This window comes from Moraxella caviae, assembly GCF_002014985.1.
Classification (GTDB): domain Bacteria; phylum Pseudomonadota; class Gammaproteobacteria; order Pseudomonadales; family Moraxellaceae; genus Moraxella; species Moraxella caviae.
On the sequence record NZ_MUXU01000040.1, the window covers coordinates 1 to 18,013 of the forward strand.

Genomic DNA, 18,013 nt, shown 5'->3' on the forward strand with positions numbered 1-18,013 from the left:
AATCTAGTACAGCCCCAAACCATTTTTATTAAAAGCTACTTTATATAAGACAACGCCCACGCATTGATAAATTGCATCAGCACATAACCGCCAATCACGAGCACGGGCATGATGGGTTTTAGCAGCATAAAAATCAGCGCAAAGCCAATCAGCGCAATCGCCCACTTCGCCATCTGCCCAAGGTAAACGTTTAGCATGATGGCTTGGCGAGCGCGCGCGCCCGTCTGACGATACGCAATGAGCGCAAACACCAAATGCGCCACAAAACTTAGCACCACGCCAGCCGCCAAGCTGTACGTCCCCACAAAACCACGCGCGCCCAAAGCCAGCTCACACACTGCCGCTATGGCAATCAAAGCCATCGCCACCCAAATTTGGCGGCGTTGGCGCGCTAAAATCTGCGCTTTTTGGGTACGCTCAGCAGGTTTACTCATAAATTGCAACTAGAAAAATTGCCTTATTATAGAAACGTTTTTAACGGCTGGCAAGCAAAAAAGCAGTTTATCATCATAAAAATTATCATCATTTTTTAAATGAATGATGATTTGCTTAAAATCTCAGCGCAACAAGGCTTCACGCTTGATTTTACCATCAATCCAGCAACTTACCAGACGCACACGCTCGCAAATCTGACACCAAAGCCTGCCACGTGGCGATAAACTCATCGCCATCGCTCATGTCTTCTTGACGCACCACGACGTTTAGCTTGCCAAGTTTGCTGCGAATGCCGTTTGATACTTTGCCTTGCGCTGCCAGACACATGACCGACTGGGGGCGGTTATCACCCAAAAATTTCAGCTGGCTTGCCTTGGGTGCAAGGTGATGGTCAGGCGTTAAAGCACCTTGAAATTTAAGCCCCGCGGCACGCTCCAAATACTGATAAGCGTCATGATACGCCCAATACGGCAAGATTTTGGTGCGGTTCACACTGGCGACCGCCCTATCCATGCGCCGCTCAAATTCTGCCGCATTTTTGGCGTATTGCACCGCATTTTGTGGGTTGGCGTAGCTGTGAATGACCGCCAGCGCACGCACGATTGCCTTGGCGTTTTCAGGCTCAAGCCAAAGGTGCGTATCTAAGCTGTCCGCCTGCGCACGCCCATCAACGTACCGCAGCGGCAAACGCTCAAATGCGTCAAACTCCAAAAGTGCAATCGCATTGGGCGCACTGCTTAGCGCATTCACCAAATTTTGTTCCAAAGACGCACCAAACCACACCACAAAATCACTGTCTTGCACCTGTTTGACGCCGCTTGGGCTAAGCTCGCCATGATGCCCCACGTCGCCTGTGCCTAATAAAACTTCAGCGTCCGCCACGCCTTTAGTAACCGCATTAGACAGCAATGCCAGCGGATAATTACTCACACTCACCGTGCCAGCATGAGCCAAATGCAGCGTGCTGCCCAGCGCAGCAGCCAAGAGCGCAGATAAAATTTTAAAGACAAATTTATTTTTAACAAAACCAATGAGCGATGAGATTTTCATGATGATTGCTTGCGTTTAAAAATTGAAAATTAAAAATTAAATTGATGAATTGGCGTATGATACCACATTTTTTGATTTGTTATAATATTCTATTAAAAGAAATTACCCTTGAAATTTACTTACAATGAACGCAAATGTTATATTATTTTTAAATGTATGATATACTATCACGATTATCAAGGGCGCGGCTAAATGGCGACGTTGGCAAATGTTCATCAAAAACAAACCGCCACCAGCCACGCCGCATTGCCCCAGCACCCATAAAGCAGTCTAATTCCAGCAGAGATTTGGCACAATGAGTACAACCACTCGCAAAACCCACCCGCACTTTTGCGACCATGCACACCACAATCACCACCACAACGTCTACAGCCACGACGCAGCCACTCGCCTACAAGAAGCCAAGCTGCTGTGTGGCAAGCGTGGCGTACGTTTTACGCCGTTGCGTGAAGATGTGTATTCGCTGATTTTAGAAGCGGATAAGCCTGTGGGTGCGTACGATTTAATCAGTGCGCTGCAAGACAAACGCAGACAAAATGGCGATCATAAAAACATCGCACCGCCAACCGTGTATCGCTCACTTGGGTTTTTGCTTGAAGAAGGCTTGATTCATCAGCTGAGCGCCATCAATGCCTACATTCCGTGCTGCCACCCACGCGCCGCACACACGGCAGCGTTTTTAATTTGTAAAAACTGCCACAGCGTAGAAGAATGCAGTAATTTGCCCGTAGAAGGCGTGCTGGATTTTGCCGCCAATGACGCAAAATTTGCCGTCCAAGAATCCGTGATTGAGCTTTTGGGACTGTGCCGCCAATGCCAAGCCGCAAACACCCAAACGCCATGAACACACCGCTTTTAAGCCTTGAAAACATCAGCTACCGCATTGGTGATGCCACACTCATCAGCGATGTGTCGTTGCACTTACAGCCTGATGAAATGGTGAGTCTTATTGGCCCAAATGGCGCGGGCAAATCCACCTTGGTTAAGCTGATTTTAGGGCTCATCAAGCCTACTTCTGGCAAAATCATCTCGCACGCCAAATCAGTCAGCTATGTGCCGCAGCGCTTTAGTGTGCCTGCGATTTTACCGCTTAGGGTGGTAGATTTGCTCGCCCAAGCCGCACCAAACCGCCTAAAGGATGCTGAGCGTGAATTTATCTTTGATAAACTAGGCATTCACCAGCTAAAATCCAAGCAAATCACGCACTTATCTGGCGGTGAATTACAACGCACACTATTGGCGCGCGCACTTTTAGATCGTCCTGATTTGCTGATTTTAGACGAACCCATGCAAGGGCTTGACCCAGAAACAGAAAGCTGGCTGTATCATTTTATTGACGAATTGCCAGAATTTTTACGCTGCGCCATGCTTGTGGTGTCGCACGATTTACACTGGGTCATGCGTGGCTCAAAACGGGTGATTTGCCTAAATAAGCACATCTGCTGTCAAGGCGCACCCAGCCAAATCGCCCTAGCACCTGAATTTACGCAGCTGTTTGGGCATTATCAACCTTATATTCACCATCACGACCACTGCCATCATGGCGATCATTGCCATCATAAGAGCGACTCATGACCGACTGGCTTCCCATCATTGCCCCTGCGTGGATTGCAGGCTCATTGCTTGCGCTATTGTCCGCACCGCTTGGCTGTCTGGTGCTGTGGCGACGCATGGCGTTTTTTGCTGATACGCTGGCGCACGGTACACTGCTTGGTGTGGCGATTGCCGCTGCGCTCAGCCTGCCTGCCGATATGGGCGTGGGCGTGGTTAGTGCTTTGGTGGTGCTAATTTTGATGGCGCTAAAAGACAGCCGCCTGCCCAATGACGCAACGCTTGCGGTGATGACGGCTGTGCTGCTATGCCTTGGACTTTTAACGCTCACCCAGCTGACTCAGCAGCAGGCAAACGTGCTTGGCTATCTGTTTGGCTCATTGCTGGATTTGGATTGGGCGGATTTGCCAAGACTTGCGGTGTTGATTGCGCTGGGTTTGGCGTTTTTGGCGTGGATTTGGCGTGCGCAAGTGCAGCTTGCCACCTTTGAAGCGCTCGCCATCATCGCAGGCGTTAAACCAAGACAGCAGCAGCTATTTTTCATGGGGCTTTTGGCAGGATTTTGCGCCGTTGCCTTACAAGCGGTGGGCAGCCTGCTCATCAGCGGTCTTTTGATTTTGCCCGCGCTGACGGCACGGCTGTTTTCGCACTCACCCACGCGCATGGTAATTTTTGCCATGATTTTGGCGCAATGTGGCGTAACGCTTGGCGTATGGGGCAGCGTGTGGCTGGATATTCAAACAGGGCTTGCCATCGTGCTGACTTTAGCGTGCGGATTTTTCATCACGTTTGGCGTACAAAAACTGCGCCGTGCGTGATGATTTTAAACCTTTGCCGTCAAACTTACGCTCATTTGAACTTGCGCCCACTCAAACCTGCGCCCATTTTTACATAAAAACTTATGAACGCTGATTTTTTCCCGCACATTCTAAACAGCACGCAAACGCACTTCACCATCGCCCAAATCAGCGATTTACACTTACATGACGCACCAAATTCCATCGCTTATGAACGGTTTTTACAGCTGCTTTCTGCCGCCAAACAAGCCAAGCCTGACTTACTGCTGCTCACAGGCGATTTGGCAAATGACGGCAACCAAGCCGCTTATGATTGGCTGTTTGCCGAACTTGTAAAATCGCAGCTGCCTTTTGTGTGCTTGGCGGGCAATCACGATGTTACCATTGAGAAAAATGCCCATTTGCCCTTTGATGAGCGCACATTTTTGCCGTGTGCTGCCGATGCACGCTTGGCAAGCCAGCATAAAATCCGCCTGCAATTTCACCCAGAAAATCCTAAAAACACCGAAAATCCCACGCACGCTTGGCAACTGCTGCTGCTCAATTCCGCCTTGCCTGCGCGCGCTGATGGCGCATTATCCAAGCAAACGCTGGCTTGGCTTGATGAGACGCTCGCCCAAGACAGCACGCCTGCCTGCATTGCTCTGCACCACCACCCTTTGCCTGTGCGCTCGGCTTGGATTGATGCGCACCGCCTAAAAAATGCCGATGACTTTTGGCAAATTATCCGCCACCACACGCACGCACGCCTTGTGCTGTGCGGTCATGTTCATCAGGCGCAAACGCTGATTGCACCAAGCACGCACGCCTGCACGCTTCTTACTTGCCCAGCTGCTTCTCGTCAATTTTTACCAAAAGCGCACGATTTTGCACTAGATACCGCTCCGATTGGACTAAGAATCATTCGGCTGACTGCGCGCGATTTCACCAGTGAAATTTGGCGTGTGGCTGATGGCGTGATTAGCGTAGAATAAGCGTAAATTGAGCAAAAACCGCTCTTTTGATTTACGGCAATCGTTGTTATTCACAAAATTTTCAAATCCGACAAACAAAATTCAGCAAGTAAAATTCATCAACGCACAATTTACAAAATCTAAACACAGCACATACACAAGCACCGATGGATTGACTTGCATTTGTGGGCGCATTTTGGCAAACTAGGCGCTTTGCATAAAATTGCGATTTTAATTTCAATTTGACTTGAAAATCAACTTGAAAAAATCAAATTCGCCATCATTTATGCTCACGTTTGTTTTAAAAATACATTTTGAATACAAATTTGCCAATCAAACTCGAATCCATTTTGGGTGATTTTTTGGACAATTTTGGATAAATGTCAAATAATTTTAAAACAACACAAAAGCTGTACCGATTTTTAAATTTACTTTTGTGAGACTCGCACTCGCCCATGCTTCGGCAAGCAGGCATTTGCGCCTTGCCGAATTGACACAAGGATAACCAACGCATGAGCACGACCACCACTTTCGCTCCCTACCAACCTGCCAAAAACGAAGAATATATGTCAGACAACCAGCTGGCGCATTTTCGTCAGTTGCTGCTCAACTGGAAAGCCGAGCTTTTGGCAGAAGCTGAGCGCACCAAGGACTACATCAACGAAGAAACAGGCGCAATGGCAGACATCAACGACCGCGCCACCCAAGAAGAAGAATTTGCGCTGGCACTGCGCACCAGAGACCGTGAGCGCAAGCTGATTCGCAAAATTGACAAATCCATCGCTGAGATTGACACTGGCGACTACGGCTACTGCGAAACTTGCGGCACCGAAATCGGACTGCGCCGCCTAGAAGCACGCCCAACCGCCACGCAGTGCATTGACTGCAAAACACTCTCAGAAATCAAAGAAAAGCAAACGCTGGGGCAATAATTTCATGGCGCGCGCTGTACCCATCGGACGGTTTGCGCCATCGCCCACAGGCAGGCTGCACTTAGGCTCGCTCACCACTGCGGTAGCGAGCTTTTGTCATATCAAAAGCCTTGGCGGACAGTGGCTTTTGCGTATTGAAGACGTGGATTTTGAACGCTGTAAAAACGAATACAGCGAAAGTATGCTGCACGATTTGACAAAACTTGGACTGCACTGGGACGGTGATGTGGTGTATCAATCGGCACGCCAAGCGATTTATGATGAGTTTTTGACAGGTGTGCTGCATCCCATCAGCTATGTATGCCGCTGCTCACGCAAAACGCTTGCCGACTTTGCCAAAACGCACCCAAAAAGCGTGCGCACCGCCACGCTGGACACCGCCTTATCTGCGCTGAGCGATACACCAAATCTGAACGCGCCTTTGATTTATCCGCGCCTGTGCTTGCCCAAAAACGACAAAACTTACCGCCCAAACACCCAAGACAAACTGCGCCTTGTGCTTGATGACGTGCTGGGCGGTTTTTATGATGGCTTGCAAGGCATGATTTGGGACAATCCTACCAAAAGTCTTGGCGATGTGGTGGTAAAACGCCAAAATGGCGCAATCAATTACATCTTGGCGTGCGCCATTGATGACGGACTGCAAGGCGTAACGCACGTCATGCGTGGGCTGGATATTTTGCCAATGACGGTGGCGCAATTTCGCCTGCAAGAAAGCTGCCGCCTGCCTACGCCTGACGCGTATTTTCATCTGCCGCTGATTCACAATCCAGACGGACAAAAACTCTCCAAGCAAAATCTTGCCCTGCCGATTGACAGCACTCGCCCAAGCGTGCTGCTGCTAGAAGCCCTAAAACGCCTAGGGCAGCCCACCGATGACGCCATGCAGCACAGCTCGCCTGAAGAGATTTTGGCTTTTGCCATCAAGCACTGGACGCACGCTCCGCTGATGAGACGGCAAAGCCTTGGCGTGGCGCAATAAAGTGCAGTCAGTGTGGATTTGGCGAAAATCTAAAAAATTAGACAGATTTATAGGTTGAGTCAAGCGAAAACCCAACATTTAAAATCAAGGTTTATCGCTTGAAACAAACTACGCTTTGCCCACCCAATCGCACACCAAATAAAAAAGTTGGGCTGTGCTTTACAACCCAACTTTCACAAACTTTACAAATTTCACAAACCAAAACTTGCCAATTTAATCACTACATTTAATAAGAACGGCTGTTGCCACGTCTTTCAATGCCCACACTTTCAGCGTCCACTTTTAAAATATAGCCAATCATCGCAAGGCTAACCAGCATTGCCGAACCGCCAAAACTATAAAACGGCAAGGTCAAACCTTTCGTTGGCAAAATGCCCATATTCATGCCGATATTGATGCACACTTGCCCAAAAAACACCGTGCCAAAGCCAAACACCGTATAGCTTAGATACAGCTGATTGCGCTTGAGTGCGGCAAGGCTGATGCGCATGATAGACAGCACAATCAAGGCTTCTAGCACCAGCACAAACACCACGCCAATAAAGCCCAGCTCTTCGCCTGTGATGGCAATCAAAAAGTCGGTGTGCGCTTCTGGCAAATGCGATAATTTTTGTACGCTGTCGCCATAGCCCACGCCGCTAAATTCACCACGCCCAAAGGCAATCAAACTGCGCGCCAGCTGATAATCGGTGTCTTGAATGTCATCAAACGGATCAACAAAAGAAAACAGGCGCTCACGGCGATAATCCGACATCAAAATCGCTGCCACCGCTGCCGAGAAAAACAGCCCAAAAATCACCATATAATCACGCACAGGCGAACCACCAATAAAGGCGATGACGAGCAAAGTTGCGCCTAAAACTGCCGATGAACCAAAGTCTGGCTGAAAAATCAGCGCAAAAATCACGGGCGCATACCAAATCAAAAGCCGCCAGCCTGTCCAGATGGCATCACGCATTTCAGCCGAGCGGCGCACGACATACTCCGCCGCCACAAACACCATCACCATCTTGGCAATCTCTGCCGCCTGAATGCTAAAGCCTGCCACGTTTAGCCAGCGTTTTGAGCCGTTGATAGAATCTGCAAATATCAACGTCAAAATCAGCAGCACCACAAGCCCTAGGTACATAATCAGAATGTTGTTAAAATTGCGAAACAGATTCATCGGCAAACGATAAATCACCGCTGCGCCAATCACGCCCAAGCCCACATACAAAAGCTGCGACCAAAAAAAGCGCATGGGGTGCAAGCCATTATTCATCGCAAAAGGAATGGAAGCTGACGCAATCATCAAAAGACTGGTAGAAAGCAGCAAAAACAAACTCACCATCAGCGTGGCGCGTGCGCTTGGCAATTTGGGCAAGACGGCAGAAAACTTCTCGGAAAAAGCAAACATAAGGCTCTCAAAGTGGCGATAAAAAATGGCGATAAAGTAGCATAAAATGCCAATCAATTCGGCACAATCAATTTGACAAAGGCGGACAAAATGCCAAAGCATTGCACCCAAACCGTTTATTATAAACCAGTTTATGCCAACTTAGGCGAAATGCAGGCAAATTTTTATGAATTTTTACAATTTACGCTGTGATTTTTAAGGGTTTTTGCAAATTTGGCTAAAAATCGTTTGCGCATGATTTGGTGAACGTGCGCCAACATCACGCCTGCACGCCCAGTTTGGCTTTAGGAAAACTCACCACCACTTTTAATCCAGATTCAAAACGACTGTCCAGCAAAACCAGCCGTCCGCCATAGCGCAGCGCAATGCTATTGGCAATCGGCAAACCAAGCCCCGTGCCTTCCACGCCTGTCCCCAGCACACGATAAAACGGCTCAAGCACACGCTCACGCTCGGCTTTTGGTATGCCTGCGCCGCTGTCTTCTATGATAAATTCCACTTGCTCGCCTGCCATTTGCACCGACAAATCAATCTGCCCACCTGCTGGCGTGTAGCGAATGGCGTTATCTGTCAGCGTTTTTATCAGCAAAAACAGTAAAGACTCATCAGCGCAAATTTTTATATCCAAATCGCTTGCCACGCCCAAATCCAAAGATTTTGCGTCCGCCAACGGGTACAGCGTTTCAATGACTTTGGCAAACAGCGCCATCGCCGAAAACGTGCTTGAGTGCGTGCTGGCATGGTCTGCCTGCGCACGAGCCAACGACAAAAGCTGCTCAAGCAAATGACGAGTGCGGCGAATGCTGTCCAAAAGCTCATCGGTCTGCGCCTTGGCGGCATCAGACATCGGCAAGCCAGCCAAACGCTGCGCCTGCATAGAAAGCGCGGTCATCGGACTGCGCAGTTCGTGCGCCGCATCAGCAATAAAACGCTGCTCTTGATTCATCACCTTTTCAATGCGCTGCAAAAGTTCGTTGATGGACAGCACAAATCCACGCATTTCGCTGGGGATTTTGTCAGTTGTCAAGGCGGATAAATCCTTGGCATCACGAGTTTTTAGGCTGTAAGACAGCGTGCGCACTGGAGACAGCTGGCGATTGATGATCCAAAAGGCAAGCCCGCTCACCAAAGGCAGCAGCAATAAAAACGGCAACACACTGCCCCAAGCCGCACGCTCAGCAGCATCAGTGCGGTATTCGCTTTCTTGCATGACTGCCACCCTGCCATCTTTAAAATCCATGACAAAAATCCGATAGCTGTCTTCGCCTACGCCCACGCTAGAAAACCCTTCGTCCAGCGCAAACACGTCTGCCAAATGTGGGTGCGCCGTACCGCCTGCCGATGTCGCCACATAAATATGCGAATCGTTATCCATATCATCAATCACAGGCGCAGGGTGTTTTGGGTTGATATAAGACGCAATCTGCATGAGCGTTTCGTCTTGCAAATAGTGGCTTTGCTGATAATGGTCATAAAACGCCAAACCGCCTGCCAAAGCCGCACTCACAAAGCACACCAGCGCAAATGCTACGCCCAGCCGAATTTGCAAAGAACGCTTGGCATACCGCCAAATCTGCACGGCTTTATCTAAAATTTTACCAATCATCACACGCCTTTTTCCACCAGCCAGCCCACGCCACGCACGTTTTTGATGTGTTCTTTGCCAACTTTTTTACGCAGGGCATGAATCAAATAATCCAGCGCATTGCTTTCTACTTCATCGCCCCAGCCGTAAAGCTTTTCTTCCAGCTGCGCCCTTGAAAAAATCACGCCAGCACGCTGCATGAGCGCTTGTAAAATGGCAAATTCCTTATTACTCAGCACAATTTCGTCCGCTTGCCCTGTAATTTGCACCGTGAAAGTCGCAGGGTTTAACGTCAATGCGCCATTACTCAAAAGCGGCTGCGACGTGCCACCCTTGCGGCGCAGCACCATGCGAATGCGTGCTAATAGCTCCGCCATGTCAAAGGGTTTAATGATATAATCGTCCGCACCGCCATCAATGCCACGCAAACGGCTGTCAATGTCGTCTCGTGCGGTCAAAATCAAAATCGGCAGCTCGCTTTTATTTTGGCGAATTTGCGCCAGCACCGAAAGCCCATCTTGCTTTGGCAAGCCCAAATCCAGCAGCAGCGCATCATAATCCTGCGTCTGTACTGCCGCCAACACCTGCTCACCAGAATCTAGGTGATCCACCGCATAGCCGTTGTCCTTTAGCCCCGCCATCAGCGCCTTGGCAATCATCAAATCATCTTCCACCACAAGCAATCGCATGAATTTCACCTTGACTCAACTTGCACGACAAACATCATTGTTATTTTATAACCGATATTTTAAAAACTGGTATTCACAAACCAAAAATCACACTAAAAACACAGCATAACACGCCAAACTTAGCTGACAATTAGCCGATAATTAGCCAGCCAACCGCACCAAAGCCGCACCACAACCACGCCCAAAAATAAAGCCATCAACGATGGCTTTATCTTAAATTTAGGCGGAAAATCCAGCCAAGCGCGCTTAATTTGGTAAATCTTTCACCAATACCACAAACGTCTCGCCACGCTCAGCATAACCTGAAAACTGATCAAAACTTGCGCACGCAGGCGACAGCAGCACCGCTTTTGCTGTGCTTTGGTTGGCGGCATTCACCGCATTTTGTAAAGTTTGCACATCATGGATTCGCTCGGCAAGCAAAGGCGCAGCCAGCAAACCTTCACGAATGATGGGCGTATCTTGCCCAATCAGATAAATATCGCTCGTAAAACGCTCGGCAGCGGCAGAAAGCTCGGCAAAATCCTGCCCTTTCGCCAAACCGCCCAAAATCAGCGCCAGCGAACGCTCGCCATACACCGCCCCCAAGCCATCAATCGCCGCCAGCGTTGAGCCGATGTTCGTGCCTTTTGAGTCGTTAAAATACACCTTGCCAGCCACATCGCCCACATACTCGCAGCGGTGCGGCAAGCCTGCAAACGCCTTTAGCGCAGCCAGCATGGCAGGCATTGGCAAATCCACTGCCACCCCCAAAGCCAGCGCAGACAAGGCGTTTAGCAGATTGTGTTTGCCTTTAATGCCAATCTCATCAGCGCTTAGCAATTTCTCGCCACGATGGCACAGCCAAATCGTATCGTCCGCATCACGCACCAAGCAAAAATCCGCCGAACACGCCTTGCCAATCTCACCGCAAGTCGTCTGAATGCTTGCGCCTGCCAAAGCCTTTTCGCACGCAGCAGCAAGTTCAGCATCATCTTTACAAATCACCGCAGATTTCGCCTGCTCAAAAATCGGTAATTTTGCCGCCAAATAGCCTGCCATGTCGCCATGACGATCCAGATGGTCGGCAGAAATGTTTAGAATTGTCGCCACTTGCGCGCCAAGATTGGTGATATGCTCCAGCTGAAAACTGGACAGCTCAAGCACCACCAGCGCCAAATCATCAATCTTTAAAAGCTCTAAAGCTGGCGTGCCGATGTTACCACCCACGCCCACCACCACGCCAGCGTGCGCCGCCATCTCGCCCACCAGTGTGGTTACGGTAGATTTGGCGTTTGAACCTGTGATGGCAACGATCGGCGTGCTGCACCCTTGAGCGGTATCGCGCGCTTTAAGCGTCTCCACAAACAGCTGCACATCGCTGATGACTTCAATGCCCGCTTGCTTGGCAGCAACGATGGCTTCATGACGTGGATCAACGCCGGGGCTAATCACGATGCGCTGCGCTGCACCCAAAGCCGCCTTGTCAAGCCCACCAAAAGCGCACGTTACGCCATCTGGCAATTTTGCCGCCAAAGCAGGCGCAGGATTTTCGTCCGTTACCAGCACATCAAAACCCTGCTGCACCAAAAAATTCACCGCCGACAATCCAGAGCCACCAAGCCCAACCACCGCATAATGCTGCGCCATATCGCCACCTTTTAAGTTTTATCAGTTAATATATGCCAAAGACAGGCGCACTGCCATCGGCAATCTTATGCGTATTTTAGCAGGAATGACGAAAGATTGCGCCTTGTTTTTATAAAAGTTTTGCAAAGCGATGATGAGCGCTTTTGTACAAAACTGCACGCAAAAAATTTGTTTTTTGGCAATTTGGCGATATAATAGACGAACGCACAGCGGCATTTAAGAAAAACTTTCTTGGAAAAACCTTCTTGGAAAATCACCGCTGACACAGCACAATTTTACACAAACATACCCAAGCACAACTTTGTAAAGGACAACTTATGAAACTGATTAGCGCCATTGTCAAACCCTTCAAACTTGACGACATTCGTGAAGCGTTGTCTGAGCTTGGCGTGAACGGCATGACCATCACTGAAGTCAAAGGCTTTGGCCGCCAAAAGGGCCACACCGAGATGTATCGTGGCGCAGAATATGTGGTGGATTTTTTGCCAAAAATCAAAATTGAAGTCGCCTGCACGGACGAGATGGCAGAACCCATCATTGAAGCGATGGTAAAAGCCGCCAACACAGGCAAAATCGGCGATGGCAAGATTTTTATCACACCGCTAGAAGGCGTGATTCGCATTCGCACAGGCGAGCTTGACGAAACGGCATTGTGATTGGATTGTCAAGCCAGATTAAGCCAACTTTGGTTGGCAGCCGTAAGTTGGGTTAGCGAAGCGCAACCAACGTTTTTAAGGCGGTTTTACGAATTTGCTGGGTTTTCACTTTCGCTCAACCTAACCTACAATCCACCCTTTAATTTAATGTGTCGTTAAACTTTAACCCACAAAATAAAAAAACGCATTTTATTCAAATGCGTTTTTTTGCGTTTAAACTTGCAAGTTTATCAATTACTTACGAGTCAAAACTTGTGAACCTTTTAGGGTTTTTAGGGTCAGTTTGTTGCCGTTTAGGGTGATGTCAGCATTCACCGCAGGCAATACACCCCAGCGTGGGTCCTTAGCTTTGCCTTTGTATTTGCCGCCGCCCACTGCTTCTACGTTTTGTAGTACAGTTTTACCAACGTATTGCTTGGCTTTTTCGGTTTGACCAGTTACGACCACACCGTTAAACTTACCGCCAGCTTCGCTGATTTTTACGACCGCTTTTGGCTGACCATTTTCGCTCATTTGCCAGTTGCCCACGATAGGATCAGCGGCAAATGCGGCTGCCGATACGACCAATCCTGCGCCCAAAGTAGCAATTTTTGTGATAAGTTTCATCGCAGACTCCTGTCTTTTCTACGAGCATTGGCACACGCCAACGCATGAACATATATAAAAAGCGACTGTATCGCTGCAGCCTGCAACAGTGCACGACTGTTTTTGCATTATAGCCAAGTCAATTTTTAAAAGCAACTCAAAACATTGCTAAAATCTGTCTCGGCTGTTGGTGAATTTTTACCGATGGACAGCAAATTCGCGCTTTTAGTCGTTTTCATAAATTTTAATCTTAGGCAAATGGGTTTTTTACCGTTTGCACTGCGTTATTCTCTTGGGCTGGATTTTGGGCTGAGTTTTCAGCTAAATTTTCGGCTTCGTCAGCGTTTTGCCTAAGGCTGGCAAGCTCGTTTTCGTCTTGATTGGCAAACCACGCCACAAGGCTTTGGCTAAATTCATACAACGCCTGCGCCTTTTGTTTGCCTGCCAAATCTTTGGTAATATGCGTCTCGCCAAAAATCACGACGCCATCGGCATGATTTTCCACATCAAGCCCGCCAATGCTCAGCACTTCATAATCATTTGCAAAAACTTTCATGCCAAATTCCACCGCTTGCTTTGCTTATTCATTCAGCAAACCTACCAAATATTTAAAAATTTCCAACAAAAACAAAAGCCAGCTGCTCGCCTTTGTCAAATCACCCACTTCTTCTAACGCCACGGGCAAATCCGCTGGACTGGCACGCTCGCCATCTTGTACGCCATCATCGGCAGGCTTGAGCAGCTCATGCGTCCGCGCTCGCACACCAGCTGGCACGCTTGGCATCGCCTTAATACCTGTGCGCTCGGCAAGCTCATCTAGACTGATGACTTCATAGCGCGCGTTTTCGGTGTTTGGCGAAAAATACACGCCAGCCGCACGCTCGCTGGGGATATACACCGCCTTGTAAAAATGCGTTGGCACAAGCACTCGCCCGCCAATCTGCTGCACATTTTCGCCAAGAAATGCCACGCCTGTAACCACATAAACATCGCCATATTTTCTGGCAAGCTGACGTGTTGAGCCTTCAATGTGTCGCCATAAATTGCGGTTGTGCGTGGCGTTTTGTGGGGCGATGTTGGCAAGGCTAAAGCTGTCGTACTGCTGACTTGTGCTTGCCATGTCGCCATTTGGCGCAAGGTGCCCACGGTCATAGCCAGAGCGTGAATAATCACGAAGCTCGGCACGGTCAGCGTGCGGCAAGCGACTTTCCACACGAAAGCTGTCTTCACGCACAAGGCTTGCCGCCAGCGTTACTCGCTCGCGCGTCAGATGTTCTGCCGCCCACAAAGGCGTGCGCGATACGCCAGAATGTAGCACCGCAAAACCATCAAAACACAAGCCCTGCGCCTGCGCACTCAACGATTTTCTGCGCTCCAGAGTGAACGATGGCGGCACGTTGTTATAAAAATTTTCTCGGCATTCTAAAAACACCGCACGCAAACTCGTGCTGGCGCTTTTTGCCTGCGCTGCACTCGCACCAAAACCGCTCGGCGCAAACACCAAAGCGAAAATCAGACTGACAATTAAAAACACACGATTCATCATGCGCCCATTATACCAAGTGTGGCAAATTTGTGCTGGAATTTTGGCATGATTACTATAAATTACGATAAATTTAAAAAGCGTGATGAAATTGGCAAACGTGGCAAATTAAACAAAGATGATAAATCAGCCAAATATACATCGCTTGTACAATTCTCAAGCACAAATCCGCCATCATTTTCCCAGCTTGTGATTTGCCAAAAAACTTCTTATAATGCCTGCGCTTGGTAAGTGGCGAAATTTTACCGCTGGTCTTGCCAAGCGTTTTAAAACACCGCCACACTTCGCCGCCTTCACTTCGTTTTCGTAAGATTTTCGCAAAGTTTCGCAAAATTTTCAAAAAGTTTCGCCCAATTTTACCGCCTTTATCATGACAAATTCTGCCGATTTGCCCACGCCTTTTAACCAAGATACGCACGCTATCAGACGCTTTACGCCTGCGGTGCTAAAGTGGTTTGCCAAGCATGGTCGCCACGATTTGCCATGGCAGCAGCTGCACAAAACCGACAAAGACATCTACGCTGTGTGGCTGTCTGAAATCATGCTGCAGCAAACGCAAGTTGCCACGGTGTTGGGTTATTTTGAGCGTTTTATGCAGGCATTTCCTACCGTGCAGGATTTGGCGGTGGCGGACTGGGAAGCGGTGGCGAATCTATGGGCTGGACTTGGCTACTATGCGCGCGCCAGAAATCTGCACGCAGGCGCACAGCAGGTGGCGCAGTTTATCCGCACGCACGGAAAGTTTCCGCAAATGCCAGACGAATGGCAAGCCATCAAAGGCGTGGGACGCTCCACTGCTGGGGCGATTGTGGCAATGGGCGTGGGCGGTCGTGGCGTGATTTGCGATGGCAACGTCAAACGTGTGCTGACACGCTGGGCAGGCATTGATGGCGACATCACCAAATCCGCCACCGATAAGGCGCTGTGGCAACTTGCCGACACGCTCACGCCTGCACGCCAAAGCGGTGAATTTGCCCAAGCCATGATGGATTTGGGCGCAACCTTATGCACACGCACACGTCCAAAATGCGAAATCTGCCCCATCGCTGCCGACTGCATCGCCCATCGGCAAGGCAAGCAAGCTGCTTATCCTGTCAAAGCCAAAAAGAGCGTCAAACCCACGCACCACAGCCAAGTGCTGCTCATCACGCATGGCGATTTGACGGATAACGACGCCAAAATCCTGTGGCTAAAACGCCCTGATGACGGCATTTGGGGCGGTCTGTGGTGTCCGCCGCTGCTGTCCATCACACGCCAAGATACCTTTAATGATGGCGTGATTGGCGAATGGCTGAGCGATAACTTGCACAGCGATTTACAACGGCAAAATCCGCCACTTGCTGCCATCAAGCACACGCTGACGCATTTTCATTGGCAACTGTCCGCACGCCACATCGCTTTATCTGCCGACAAATTCACCCAGCTAAAAACGCTGCTCGCAGACATTCACGCAGAACATCACTGGCAACCGCTGGTAAATACCCTTGCCAAACCTGCCGCCATGGATAAGCTGCTTAATGCCATCGCCTAACACTTTGCGATAAATTTGTGATAACCCACAACAAAAAACCTTGCAAATCACGCAAGGTTTTAAATTTACCGCCAATTTACCGTTAAAGTCAGCGATTAACCATCATTTATCACGCCCTTTTAGCCACAATGCCAGCTGGTTTAGCAAATTTTCATCAGACGTTTTGGATAACTCAGACGGTTTAGACGCTTGAAATGCCGCCACGCTCGCCATCGCTTTGGCGTACAGCTCATCGGCATACTGCTGCGCCTTTTGCACGCCCAAAAGTTTGACATAGGTAGATTTTTGTAATTTATCATCGCTACCAGCTGGCTTGCCAAGCGTGGCGGTGTCGCCCGTTGCGTCCAGCACGTCATCTTGCACCTGAAAAGCAAGCCCCAACTGCTTGGCGTATTCGGCAAATTGCGCAAGTTCGTTATCATCAAGCTGCGCACAAATACCACCCATCAGCACTGCCGCCTCAATCAGTGCGCCTGTCTTGTCGCTGTGAATGGCTTGCAGCTCATCTTGGCTAAGCGCACGCTGCTCGCCCATCACATCCAGCATTTGCCCTGCCACCATGCGTCTTGCCCTAGGCGCAAACACCGCCATCAAGCGTGCCGCCACTTGCTCATCGGCAGGCGCAAAATCAGGCAGCTTTGCCGTCAGCACTTCAAACGCCAGCGACTGCAGCACATCGCCCACCAAAAGCGCCACATTCTCGCCATACACCACATGGCAAGTCGGCTTGCCACGGCGCAGCTCGTCATCGTCCATGCACGGCAAATCATCATGCACCAAAGAATAGCCATGCACCAGCTCCACCGCAAGGCTGGCACGGCGCAGCATGGAAAGCGCCTGCTCATCGCACGCCTGCCCACACTTTGCCGAATTTGCCGTCAAAAATGCCGCCGCCGCAAGCAGCGGTCTTGCTCGCTTGCCGCCATTTGCCATCGCATACACGCTCGCTTCACCCAAAGGCTCAGGCAAACGCACCGCAGCAAACAGCGTCTTAATATCCGCTTCTAATTGCGCTGCCACTGCTGCACGCATTTGCGCCAAATCGCCCTGCTTAAGCGCATTTTTGGCAAACTGATGCAGCGGCTGGGCAGAAAAATCAAAATCTTTTGTGGTCATGCCAACTCTTTAAACAAATTTTTAAAACAAACAAAGGAAATTTTACCGTTTGTGATGATTTTTGGCAAATTAAATTCATCGCAAACTTAATTTCACACCATTTAACATCGCAATCGCCCAAAAATATTTTTGGCGATGGGAAAACCACTCTAAAAATTGGTTAATTTTTAATCAATTTTTGGAAATTTTGGTAAAAATGGCACTTTTTTGCAAATTTTTCGCATTTTTTTAAAATTTTTGCAAAAAACACTTGCACAATTTTTAAAACGTGGTATTATACGCACCACGTTAAGCGATACAGCTTAGCACAACGGCGCGGTAGCTCAGTCGGGAGAGCAACGGATTGAAAATCCGTGTGTCGGCAGTTCGATCCTGCCCCACGCCACCATATTTCAAAACATCGCTGCTCTTTTTGGGTGGCGATGTTTTTTTGCATTTTAAACTTTCACAGCCCAACTTTCATCATCATTAAAAAAACCGTAAGACTAAAAAACCGCAAGCACATCATAAAAGATTTGCTCGCGGTTTTGTTTTATGATTTTTATTTCACGGTTTTTTATTAAGGCTATTTTCAAAATCAGGT

18 protein-coding genes and 1 tRNA gene are annotated in these 18,013 nt (G+C 49.0%); 9 read left to right on the forward strand and 10 right to left on the reverse strand.

Annotation, left to right across the window (positions count from 1 at the left end):
• Positions 1-35: 35 nt before the first annotated feature.
• Together B0181_RS07270 and B0181_RS07275 are read right to left on the reverse strand one after the other, a co-directional pair.
• A complete protein-coding gene (locus B0181_RS07270) occupies positions 36-434 on the reverse strand; it encodes an ATP synthase subunit I (protein ID WP_078276853.1) in 399 nt (132 codons plus the stop codon).
• Positions 435-591: 157 nt separating this feature from the next.
• Positions 592-1,485, reverse strand: a complete 894-nt coding sequence (locus B0181_RS07275) for a metal ABC transporter solute-binding protein, Zn/Mn family (protein ID WP_078276854.1) — start codon at positions 1,483-1,485, stop codon at positions 592-594.
• Positions 1,486-1,780: 295 nt separating this feature from the next.
• Between B0181_RS07275 and B0181_RS07280 the strand changes: the two genes are divergently transcribed.
• The 6 genes from B0181_RS07280 to gluQRS all read left to right on the forward strand — a co-directional run bounded on the left by B0181_RS07280 (position 1,781) and on the right by gluQRS (position 6,700).
• Positions 1,781-2,329, forward strand: a complete 549-nt coding sequence (locus B0181_RS07280) for a transcriptional repressor (protein ID WP_078276855.1) — start codon at positions 1,781-1,783, stop codon at positions 2,327-2,329.
• A complete protein-coding gene (locus B0181_RS07285) occupies positions 2,299-3,060 on the forward strand; it encodes a metal ABC transporter ATP-binding protein (protein ID WP_078276856.1) in 762 nt (253 codons plus the stop codon). The genes B0181_RS07280 and B0181_RS07285 overlap by 31 nt, the downstream gene beginning before the upstream one ends.
• Positions 3,057-3,854, forward strand: a complete 798-nt coding sequence (locus B0181_RS07290) for a metal ABC transporter permease (RefSeq protein ID WP_078276857.1) — start codon at positions 3,057-3,059, stop codon at positions 3,852-3,854. Before B0181_RS07285 ends, B0181_RS07290 begins: the two co-directional genes overlap by 4 nt.
• Positions 3,855-3,937: 83 nt before the next feature.
• Positions 3,938-4,807, forward strand: a complete 870-nt coding sequence (locus tag B0181_RS07295; protein ID WP_078276858.1) for a metallophosphoesterase family protein — start codon at positions 3,938-3,940, stop codon at positions 4,805-4,807.
• 491 nt (positions 4,808-5,298) lie between these two features.
• Positions 5,299-5,718, forward strand: coding sequence for an RNA polymerase-binding protein DksA (dksA, locus tag B0181_RS07305; protein WP_078276860.1), 420 nt, complete (start codon positions 5,299-5,301; stop codon positions 5,716-5,718).
• A 4-nt stretch (positions 5,719-5,722) separates the two neighbouring features.
• Positions 5,723-6,700, forward strand: a complete 978-nt coding sequence (gene gluQRS, locus B0181_RS07310; protein WP_078276861.1) for a tRNA glutamyl-Q(34) synthetase GluQRS — start codon at positions 5,723-5,725, stop codon at positions 6,698-6,700.
• Between the two features lie 226 nt (positions 6,701-6,926).
• On the opposite strand, the gene B0181_RS07315 is transcribed toward gluQRS, so the two are convergent.
• The 4 genes from B0181_RS07315 to murD form a co-directional block, all read right to left on the reverse strand.
• Positions 6,927-8,096, reverse strand: a complete 1,170-nt coding sequence (locus tag B0181_RS07315; protein WP_078276874.1) for an FtsW/RodA/SpoVE family cell cycle protein — start codon at positions 8,094-8,096, stop codon at positions 6,927-6,929.
• A 259-nt stretch (positions 8,097-8,355) separates the two neighbouring features.
• Entirely contained in the window at positions 8,356-9,702 is a 1,347-nt protein-coding gene (locus B0181_RS07320; RefSeq protein WP_078276862.1) for a sensor histidine kinase, read from the reverse strand.
• Positions 9,702-10,370, reverse strand: coding sequence for a response regulator (locus tag B0181_RS07325; RefSeq protein ID WP_078276863.1), 669 nt, complete (start codon positions 10,368-10,370; stop codon positions 9,702-9,704). Before B0181_RS07325 ends, B0181_RS07320 begins: the two co-directional genes overlap by 1 nt.
• Positions 10,371-10,616: 246 nt before the next feature.
• Positions 10,617-11,999, reverse strand: a complete 1,383-nt coding sequence (gene murD / locus B0181_RS07330) for a UDP-N-acetylmuramoyl-L-alanine--D-glutamate ligase (RefSeq protein WP_078276864.1) — start codon at positions 11,997-11,999, stop codon at positions 10,617-10,619.
• 317 nt (positions 12,000-12,316) lie between these two features.
• Here murD and B0181_RS07340 point away from each other — a divergent pair, with 317 nt between their 5' ends.
• A complete protein-coding gene (locus tag B0181_RS07340) occupies positions 12,317-12,655 on the forward strand; it encodes a P-II family nitrogen regulator (RefSeq protein WP_078276866.1) in 339 nt (112 codons plus the stop codon).
• Positions 12,656-12,889: 234 nt separating this feature from the next.
• Here B0181_RS07340 and B0181_RS07345 read toward each other — a convergent pair whose 3' ends face one another.
• From B0181_RS07345 to B0181_RS07355, 3 genes are all read right to left on the reverse strand, one after another.
• Positions 12,890-13,261 carry a DUF2147 domain-containing protein gene (locus B0181_RS07345; RefSeq protein WP_078276867.1) on the reverse strand — a complete coding sequence of 124 codons (372 nt, stop codon included), beginning with the start codon at positions 13,259-13,261 and terminating at the stop codon, positions 12,890-12,892.
• Positions 13,262-13,490: 229 nt separating this feature from the next.
• The gene (locus tag B0181_RS07350; protein ID WP_133141444.1) at positions 13,491-13,796 is read right to left on the reverse strand and encodes a hypothetical protein; all 306 of its coding nucleotides are present in this window, start codon (positions 13,794-13,796) and stop codon (positions 13,491-13,493) included.
• Between the two features lie 24 nt (positions 13,797-13,820).
• Complete coding sequence (locus B0181_RS07355; protein WP_078276869.1) at positions 13,821-14,786, reverse strand: DNA/RNA non-specific endonuclease; 966 nt, start codon at positions 14,784-14,786, stop codon at positions 13,821-13,823.
• A gap of 367 nt (positions 14,787-15,153) precedes the next feature.
• Between B0181_RS07355 and mutY the strand changes: the two genes are divergently transcribed.
• Positions 15,154-16,314, forward strand: a complete 1,161-nt coding sequence (gene mutY / locus B0181_RS07365) for an A/G-specific adenine glycosylase (RefSeq protein ID WP_078276871.1) — start codon at positions 15,154-15,156, stop codon at positions 16,312-16,314.
• A 102-nt stretch (positions 16,315-16,416) separates the two neighbouring features.
• Here mutY and B0181_RS07370 read toward each other — a convergent pair whose 3' ends face one another.
• The gene (locus tag B0181_RS07370) at positions 16,417-17,430 is read right to left on the reverse strand and encodes a polyprenyl synthetase family protein (RefSeq protein ID WP_078276872.1); all 1,014 of its coding nucleotides are present in this window, start codon (positions 17,428-17,430) and stop codon (positions 16,417-16,419) included.
• A 312-nt stretch (positions 17,431-17,742) separates the two neighbouring features.
• Here B0181_RS07370 and B0181_RS07375 point away from each other — a divergent pair.
• Positions 17,743-17,818 (forward strand) — tRNA-Phe (locus tag B0181_RS07375).
• Positions 17,819-18,013: the final 195 nt, after the last annotated feature.